The organism is Acinetobacter sp. T_3_1 (assembly GCF_025377055.1).
Taxonomy (GTDB): Bacteria; Pseudomonadota; Gammaproteobacteria; order Pseudomonadales; family Moraxellaceae; genus Acinetobacter; species Acinetobacter kookii.
In genome coordinates, this window is record NZ_JACHVD010000043.1 from 1 (window position 1) to 2,251 (window position 2,251).

A 2,251-nucleotide genomic window follows, 5' to 3' on the forward strand; every position below is an offset into this window, starting at 1 on the left:
GTATAAATCTGATATCTTTCTTCTTGGGTAAGATGAGTGTAGTTCATGATGCAACTTTGACTTTGGTCGGTCGGAAGCAAAATGCTAGCTCATCTTGCTTCCTTCCAATAATTTAATCTCTGTTGCACTTCATTTGAGAATCTAAGAAATTTAGCATACGGCATAGTGAAAACAACAATAGAGCAATTACTCAACAATAAACATTAACATCAATTATTTAGATCATATTCAATTTTAATAAAAAGACAAATGTGTATTAAAAATAGCCATCATACGTCTATTTTTGATTACAAAATATAATGAGGGGATTGCTTCCCATTTCATACATTTTTTATATATAAAAAGACATACTATTTTTAAGGTTTTTCTAAACCAATTTTTTTACTTCATAATTTTTAACATCATAATTAAAGGTGAACCATGCAAAATAAGAAGCGCACCCCATTAGACGCGCAACAGTCCCATCTTTGGATTATTGGTGGTGGTATCGCAGGTATGGCTGCTGCTGCATTTGCAATCCGTGATGCCAAAGTCCCTGCCAAAAATATCCATATTTTAGAAGAACTCGATATTTCAGGTGGTTCGATGGATGGTGGACATACACCGCATGCCGCGCAAGCTTGGGTAACACGTGGTGGGCGAATGCTGACCGATGAAACTTATTTGTGCCTATGGGACTTATTTTCCAGTATTCCATCTTTGGAAAATCCAGACATTTCGGTGCGTGAAGAATGTCGTGAGTTTAATGAAAAAGTGAAAACCCACGCCAATGCACGGTTGATTGATGCCGAACATGTCATTGCGGATGCAGCAAAGCTTGGTCTGAATACGCTACATCGTGCACAGATGCTGCGCCTATTAGCTTCAAAAGAAGAAAAAATTGGCAGTCGCCGCATTGATGAGTTTTTTGATGAAACCTTTTTTGAAACCAATTTCTGGCGCATGTGGCGCACGACTTTCGCTTTTCAAAAATGGCACAGTGCAGCAGAGTTAAGACGCTATTTCTTGCGTTTTATTCAAGAATTGCCACGCATTCATACCTTAGCGGGTGTGAAACGTACCAAGTACAACCAATATGACTCGATGATTCTGCCCCTACAGCGTTGGTTAGTCGCACAAGGCGTCGATGTGCGTTTTGGACACTATGTCACAGATGCAGACTTCATTACCAATGCTGAAACTCAAGAACGCTACGCTTCACGCCTATATGTACAATTGCCTGAAGGCTCAGAGCAAATTAATCTGAAAGCCAATGATTTAGCTATTTTCACTTTAGGCTCTATTACAGCAGACTCACGTTATGGCGGTAATCATGACGTGCCTGCCCTTATTCGTCATCGAGAAGATCATGGCTGGACGCTTTGGGAAACGCTGGCACAAAAAGCCCCAGACTTTGGCCGTCCAATGACTTTTTATGGCAATGTCGATGAACATAAGTGGGAGTCTTTCACTCTGACCATGAAAGATGACGTGCTACTTAAACGTATTATTGACTATACAGGCAATGAACCAGGCACAGGCGCACTCATGACTTGGTATGAGTCGGGTTGGCATTTATCCATCGTGGTTCCTGCACAGCCACACTTTGCCGACTTACCTGAAGGTTTATATACCTTATGGGGCTACGGTTTCCAAATTGACCATATAGGCGATTACATCAAAAAACCAATGTCCGAAGCCACGGGGCAAGAAATCCTAACAGAACTGATTAAACAGCTCGGTTTTGACGACATTTTAGATCATGTTTTGGCAACGACTGATGTTACTACCGCCATGATGCCATACGCCTCTGCCCTATTCGCCTGCCGTAAACCGGGGGATCGTCCACAGGTAATTCCACAAGGCTCACAAAACTTTGCTTTCCTTGGACAGTTTGTGGAAATTGAAGATGACGTGGTCTTTACTGTGGAATATTCAGTTCGTGGGGCGATGCTTGTCATTTATGAATTTTTTGGGGTGGAACGTGAAATCCCTGAAATTTACAACGGTCTACTTGATCCCAAAGTGGGTTTAAAAGCTTTAGAAACAGTGTTCCACTAAGTTTTTAATATATAGCGATAAGAGCACCTTTATGTCGCCACTATTACATAGTTTAATTTAAGCAACGTTTGGATACACGAGTGTGGCAGGGATGCCACACGTTATCCATCATAATAGGGATGTTATGTATGGGTAACAAAGGCTTTTGCTTTCTTTTGGCTTATCAAAAGTAAGGGTATTGCCTACACAAACACCTTTTATACTTTATTAA

1 protein-coding gene is annotated in these 2,251 nt (G+C 40.9%); it reads left to right on the top strand.

Features of this window, described 5'->3' with window-relative positions:
• The first annotated feature begins 420 nt into the window (after window positions 1-420).
• On the top strand, window positions 421-2,040 hold the full coding sequence (locus H4I94_RS16085) for an oleate hydratase (protein WP_261183718.1): 1,620 nt from the start codon (window positions 421-423) through the stop codon (window positions 2,038-2,040).
• Window positions 2,041-2,251 lie beyond the last annotated feature (211 nt).

Coding starts and splice junctions, on each gene's coding strand:
- H4I94_RS16085 (WP_261183718.1), top strand. CDS start 421: ATGCAAAATAAGAAGCGCACCCCATTAGACGCGCAACAGTCCCATCTT.